The 6,039-nt window shown below is 58.8% G+C and carries 6 protein-coding genes and 1 pseudogene; 1 reads left to right on the forward strand and 6 read right to left on the reverse strand.

Features of this window, described 5'->3' with window-relative positions:
- Positions 1-435: 435 nt before the first annotated feature.
- From CXY80_RS00560 to CXY80_RS20580, 4 genes and pseudogenes are all read right to left on the reverse strand, one after another.
- Positions 436-891, reverse strand: coding sequence for an SRPBCC family protein (locus tag CXY80_RS00560; RefSeq protein WP_104131182.1), 456 nt, complete (start codon positions 889-891; stop codon positions 436-438).
- Positions 892-1,052: 161 nt separating this feature from the next.
- Positions 1,053-1,355 carry a hypothetical protein gene (locus CXY80_RS00565; protein WP_104131183.1) on the reverse strand — a complete coding sequence of 101 codons (303 nt, stop codon included), beginning with the start codon at positions 1,353-1,355 and terminating at the stop codon, positions 1,053-1,055.
- Between the two features lie 279 nt (positions 1,356-1,634).
- A complete protein-coding gene (locus CXY80_RS19285; RefSeq protein WP_158251500.1) occupies positions 1,635-1,802 on the reverse strand; it encodes a hypothetical protein in 168 nt (55 codons plus the stop codon).
- A 55-nt stretch (positions 1,803-1,857) separates the two neighbouring features.
- Positions 1,858-2,010 (reverse strand): annotated as a pseudogene (locus CXY80_RS20580) (hypothetical protein); the annotation flags it as partial.
- A 1,637-nt stretch (positions 2,011-3,647) separates the two neighbouring features.
- Between CXY80_RS20580 and CXY80_RS00585 the strand changes: the two are divergent.
- On the forward strand, positions 3,648-3,899 hold the full coding sequence (locus CXY80_RS00585; protein WP_104131186.1) for a hypothetical protein: 252 nt from the start codon (positions 3,648-3,650) through the stop codon (positions 3,897-3,899).
- Here the strand turns inward: CXY80_RS00585 and CXY80_RS00590 are convergent.
- Both CXY80_RS00590 and CXY80_RS00595 read right to left on the reverse strand, forming a co-directional pair.
- Complete coding sequence (locus CXY80_RS00590) at positions 3,896-4,972, reverse strand: hypothetical protein (RefSeq protein WP_104131187.1); 1,077 nt, start codon at positions 4,970-4,972, stop codon at positions 3,896-3,898. The two genes, CXY80_RS00585 and CXY80_RS00590, sit on opposite strands and share 4 nt — an antisense overlap.
- 715 nt (positions 4,973-5,687) lie before the next feature.
- Positions 5,688-5,927, reverse strand: coding sequence for a hypothetical protein (locus CXY80_RS00595; RefSeq protein ID WP_104131188.1), 240 nt, complete (start codon positions 5,925-5,927; stop codon positions 5,688-5,690).
- Positions 5,928-6,039 lie beyond the last annotated feature (112 nt).

The raw sequence follows: 6,039 nt of genomic DNA on the forward strand, positions 1-6,039 counted from the left end.
TCGGGTGGGTAGGGCTTGGGCATGATGACATCTTTCCAGTGAAGACGAAGCTCCACAGGTCAGGAGTCAACCAAACCGGGGGCAGTCCCAACGGTTGCGCCACCACTCTTCCCGCACCAAGTATCCAGCAAGGATGGTCGCGCGATTTTCACATCAACCCCGGTGACGGCTCTCCACAAGATCTCGAATGAGCCAATCCTGCAGCCCGCCTAACCACCCCTCGGAAGTCACGAACGGAAACATAAAGGAACCACTCACGACTGCGAACCGCGGCGGCATTTAAGCCGTCCAGCGCGAACACCTGACCCCGCTGTGCAAGATAGCTTGCCAAGCGCTTCGAGAGTCGTGTCACTCCAAGTGGCCGAATTCCAGTGTGCGGTGTGCGGTGTCCGGTGTGTGGACCGTCACGAGTCACATGTTGGTCTTCCCGCAGTGTCAGGCCTGCACATCTCCGCGCCATCCGACATCGTCGGTTCCTTTCGCCTCGATGAACTCCTTAAAGTTCGCGAGGTCTTTCTTGATGGCGTGGTCGTCGATACTGAGAGCAGCCCCAGCCTTCTCAAGCAGCCCTGTTGCCTCCCAATCAAGCTGAACCGTCACACGCGTCTCGTTCGCAGCCAACTTATGAAACGTGACAACGCCCGCGTGGTCGACTTGGCCGCCGGTGCTGTTCCAGGCAACACGCTCGTCGGGGTGCTGCTCAGTTATCCGAGCCTCAAACGTGCGCTCCACGCCGCCGATTTTAACCTTCCACTCGGTGAGAGTGTCCGTTACTTGAGTGATGGATTCAATAAAACTCAAAAACTTTGGAAACTCCTCGAATTTAGTCCACTGGTTGTAAGCGACGGTAACGGGAACGTTGACATCGACAGTTTCGATGGCGTTGGGCATGATGACCTCCTAATGCGAATTCCACGGATGAAATAGTTTCTGCAACCCCATTCACAGTACCGAAGGCTAATCCAAGGTCAACCCGGGTAAGGAAAAACTTGCAGGAACGAGAAGGTACCTGTGCGCGGAACCCCAACAGCGTGAACAAGCAATGGGACAGGCTAAACGACGGTCGAGGGAGACCCTTTAGAATCTCTCTCGGTCCCCGGGCGAAGCGCGACCAGAATGCGCTTCAGATCGATGACGATCGCAGCCGTGGGGCTGAGCGATGTCGCCTCGGCACCCAACTCTTGCATGCCGTGCAGAATCGCCCCGACTGCCGCTACGGCAGCATCAAAGGGTGCGCTATCGTGCGGGTCGCCGTCCGTGGCGCGCAAAGTTTCCGCGACCGCGTGCAGGGCATCGCTCAGAACCGGCCGCAGCTCGGGCGGCAGCTCAAGAGGAATCGGTTTACCCCAGATCATGCCCGCAAAAAACCTCAGTCAGGTTGCGCACATGAAAGGTGACGTTCTCCAGAGCCGCGAGGTCCTCATAATCAACAACAAGATTTCTGCGGTTGAACCGAGCGCGAGGGTTCCCCTTACGACTCTCGTCGGCGTATTGCACAGCCGACCTGACGTCTCGTGCCGCGTCGGTGAGTGCGGTGCCCCTGGTCGCCCAGAGTTCACGCTCCGGAGGCCAACTCTCGACCAAGGCCACGCCAATATCGCTGAGGTGCGTGGCTAGGGTGCCTCGAAAACTGGTCAACCGCTCGACAGCGCGACACCCTTCTCGAGGACGGCGAGGTCGTGACCGCGAAGGATCACGAGATCATCACCATCACGGCGCGTGATTCGGACCTGGCCCTCGTCAATGTGAGCAAGAACCTCCTTGGGCTTTCGCAGAAGGTCGGTAAAAGTCGCGGTACTCATACCCAGACACTACATCAGATAAACATCTGATTAGCTGAGCGCTCTGACGATTGTCTTAGCCCCGCGGTCGTCCGACTGGCAATGGTGAATTGTCGCCCTCGTAAGGCTCCCCCGCGTTGTGCAGGACTTCTCGGCGTTCTACTTCTGTTTGGATCGCTCGCTCGACGAAGTCGGACCAACTCTTGTCGCCTTCGAGGTGGCTCGTGGCCCGGTAGGTCGCTCACGCCCGGTCTCTGGTCTGCGCCGACAAATACGTAGGAACTCGGCTGCTCGGATACGGATCTCGGCCCCGGACGCTTCCCGCGCGGACACTTCCCGGGAGAGCACCGCAGCGAGGTATTCCTCGTGGGTCCACGACGACTACCTGGCCTGCTCCGCCAGCCGGGCCGTGGCGTCACGAATGCGGCTCGCTCACGCAGGTGCCTAAATTCGGCATGTCATGCCATGCCCGGTCAGTAAAAACAAGGAAGTCAACGACGCGGATTTTTTAGTCCGTCGACCGACCGGGAGAGCTGGAGGGCGTCCTCTTCGTGCCCCGGGGTGGCGACGTGTCCCCGCCTCCGGGTGGAGGACGACCAATGTTCCGGACAACTGCAAGTAAGAGCTCTTCGAGCTCTGCATGAAGGTGCGGGACCTTTGAACCGAGCTCGTGATCGCGCTGAGGCACGCGAATATATCGGTCCTCCCCCGGCCCCGGCGAAGCGAGGACTGGCTCCCGCTACAGCTGTTCGAGGCAACGACGACCACGGCCGGAGCGGCCTGAATCTTACGCGCACATCAATCCGCACCTCATGTACACGGACCTTATCTACAGCCAGCCCCGAAAGCGATGATCCCGGGCAAACGTCCATCACGGTGTACCCAATTGAGCAGTTCAAGAGTCGTCCGGAATTGCGTCAATTGGGGTCGCTCTTCGACGCGATTGGACAGAGGTGTCGGAGGGTGGCGAGGACACGGAGGGCAGGTGGTCTCCTGGGAGCGGTCAGCGCCGCCCATCAAAAATGCGAGCATCCTTACTGGGTACAGAGCCCAGGTCGGCACAGAATGCCATTTGTCGTTGAGGGCCATGGCACCAAGGTGTCGATGATCTGCCCGCTAAACGGCGTCCACACCATCGTCGATCCGTTCGAGGGCCGATAATGAATCAGGACCAGCAGAGGCCCGATAGATTGTGACAATGAGTTCTTGGGGATCACTGACTGGGACAGCTGCACTGGCGGCATGCGTGGCAGTACTGCTCGCCGGCTGTGGTGCATCAGAGACACCAGAAGCAGCAGCTCCGGCACCCCCGCCGACAGTGACAGTGACCGTCACACCATCACCGGGACCAACTCCGATCACAGACCCGATCTCGTGTGACACAGCGTTCACGGACGACCTGCGCCTGAAGTTTAAAAAAGACGGCCTCACATTTCGCGGCGCTGAGCAGACCGATGCCGTCGACATTTTGGTTGGTGAGGATGGCCTGCGGTGCCGCTGGGGGGCACCTCGGTCAGACCTCGTTGCCGACTACGCGAATTGGTCGCGTGACGACGCGGGGTGGGAGTCGTTGAGGTCAGAGCTCTTAGCCATTGGATACGTTGAATCTGGGACGACGGCGGTCCGACTCCCGTCGTTGGACTACACCTCCGCATATACCTACCGCAACGGCATGGTTCACTATGCTTCTCCGGCACAGTTCATTGGGTGGGTTGCCGCTCTTCAGTAGGAACGCGGCTAGGTTCAAGACGCGACCTTTACCGCTTCGGATTGTGGTGATGAACAGAGGGATGACCACGTCACCAGATTCAAAACCGTGGTTTGATCGGCTGTGGGAGTCCCTAGCCTCGGGGTCACTTTTGGACATTGCTCAGGGGCCTTGATGACAATCAAGTCATCCCCGATGAGACCACAACATGGCCTGAAGACCGCCAGCTTCCCGCTGAGATCATCCGGCACCTGCTGCTCACCCCGGACCTTATTGCCGATCCGCGCGGCTTGCTCATCCGCGGCGCTCTCATTACTGGCGCCCTTGAACTAAGCCACGTGAAATCGGTGATTGAGTTGACGCGCGAGCGATTCCGTCGGTTGGAAGCTGCTCACCAGAGCTCAAGTTAGTCGGTTACGGGCTGAACAGGAGCTAGGTGGGCGGTAGAAATTCGGTGTGCGGGCCACAGTCCCGTGGTCCCGTATGGGGCTGTGAAGACGACGTCGTGACTTGCTGCCACGTTGTGTGTTCCGAATTCGTCGCAGATCGTTGAGAACGTGAATCCGTCCCGGTAGACCGCCTCGAGTGGAACCTCCCAGATATGCGACAACGTCTGGACGTATTCATCAAGGACGAAGGTGCCGGAGAAGGGGCCGGGGTCGCCAGCAATCACTAGCGCATGGTCGTTAACTCCGATGATCATGTGCTTCTTGTGTTTCCAAGAGACTTTCGTCATGTAGCTGAGCCGTGCGTAGACCTCCCTGAACTGCGTTGGGTGCAGTTTCATCTTCCGTGCGGCATTGAGTTGAAGCTGTTGAACGTTTTCGGAGCGGCCCCAGTCCTGAAGTATGCACACGACGCCGATCCTCCCCATGCGAAGCCCGATTATGGGGGCGTAGATGTCATCCATATAGTCAAATCGTCGGCTTGACCGTTCGTCGTCCAGGCACTCGAAGAAATGGAAACTGGCGGGGCCGGGTGCATCTGGCCCCCAGCTGACGAACCCTCCGGCTGATTGAAGAAGAAAATGATGAAACGAAACGCTCCGGAGGTGTGACTCTGGGATCAGGCGCTCGCCTTCTTGTTCCCGGACGTACCGGGGCCGGAGGCTTTCCTTGTAGATCAGCCCGTAGTAGATCTTCCCGAGCCAGATAAACAGGTCGCGGCGATTCAGCGCGCTGAAAGCGGCGATGCCGTCCAAAAACGCAGCCTTGACACGAACCTCCACGGGGCTTAGATCTCCCCCGTTGCACGGCTTGCAACATGGCACCGTCAGTTTGCGGTATTGAAGCAACTCATCGTTGAGCTGGTGGATAGTCCCATCCCACAGGTCCAGTTCGCGTAGAAGCCACTGGGGGAACACATGTTCCCTCGAGCGGAGCGGGGACCCTTCCGGGATGTGACAGCCGCAGATGAAACAGCGATCAGCCCCAAACTCCTGCGACCGATTCTTCAAGAACAGATGATGGTTGTCTGTAGGCATTTGTTCCCCTTCTCGCAGTCTAGGGCTCGGTGACAGAAGGGGTGAAGCGCGCGCTGGACCGCACGCCCCAAGAAGAGTTCGCCTCAGCTCGCCCAGAAACAGCCCTAGATCTTGACCCAGCACGGCCAAATTAGCCGCCCCATAATCCGGGGGAAGAACCTAGCAGCGCGAACCCGTGTCCAGGGAATAGCCCAGCCGAGATGCTCGACAGGCAACTACAAATCGCAGACGCTTGGCGCCGCTCAGCAAACTTCGCTTCGAATCGTGGCAACAGTCAGCCCGGTGCCGAACCGCGGCCGAGCACCCGAGACTGCCTACGGACCCCGCATCTATTCCGCAGATTTAGAAATACGAGAAAACAGAGGATGGCAATATAAAGCAGCCTTAAACAGCAAGATGCGAAGAGGCTGATAGCCCGCGCAAACCCCTGATAGAGCCGTACTCTTACCCGAAAGGTCACCGGATCGACGCCGGTCGGGGCACCACCGCCACACCCTCGGAAACACTGGGGAGTGGCCTCTAATAATGCCTATTTTTGGGCGCCCAATCGGCTCAGTTTTCGTCCAGTGAACACATTAGGGACACCGGGCGGCGGGCGACATTCGACATGACTGGATCCTTCAGAAAATCTGTGGCGAGCGGGCAGAGGAGAATCAGGCCGACCGAGGGCAGCAACTTTCCATGGCAGCTAATGCCCGCGCGTGGTCTTCGCCATCTATTGGTCAGCGGCGCGAGTCTCCGTGATCGTGTACATATGCCGGCCAATCATGCCACTCCAGAAGCGGCACCCGTCCGTCGTCTCGCCCCCGGATCGAGTCACCCGACTATCGGCCGCGTCACGACCGAGCATATCGGTGAGAAACCAGTCGACCTGAGCATCAAAACCAAGGCCACCCGGTACTTGGACCCGGTGAGCGAGGTCGGTGTCGTCTTCGTAGACTTCGAGGACGGCCATGACCCGTCCCCTCCGCTCCGCTGCTAGGGCGTGTCTCCTAACGGCTTCAGCCAGATTGTGATGGCCCGCAGGATGACTCCGCCGCGGTAGTTGACGGCGAGCTTGTCGTATC

Origin of the sequence: Cryobacterium sp. M91 (assembly GCF_002929615.1) — a bacterium.
Taxonomy (GTDB): Bacteria; Actinomycetota; Actinomycetes; order Actinomycetales; family Microbacteriaceae; genus Cryobacterium; species Cryobacterium levicorallinum.

Bases quoted from the DNA above. Each gene is read 5' to 3' on its own strand.
- CXY80_RS00560 (WP_104131182.1), bottom strand. From the start codon at position 891: ATGCCCAACGCCATCGAAACTGTCGATGTCAACGTTCCCGTTACCGTC.
- CXY80_RS00565 (WP_104131183.1), bottom strand. From the start codon at position 1,355: ATGATCTGGGGTAAACCGATTCCTCTTGAGCTGCCGCCCGAGCTGCGG.
- CXY80_RS19285 (WP_158251500.1), bottom strand. From the start codon at position 1,802: ATGAGTACCGCGACTTTTACCGACCTTCTGCGAAAGCCCAAGGAGGTT.
- CXY80_RS00590 (WP_104131187.1), bottom strand. From the start codon at position 4,972: ATGCCTACAGACAACCATCATCTGTTCTTGAAGAATCGGTCGCAGGAG.
- CXY80_RS00595 (WP_104131188.1), bottom strand. From the start codon at position 5,927: ATGGCCGTCCTCGAAGTCTACGAAGACGACACCGACCTCGCTCACCGG.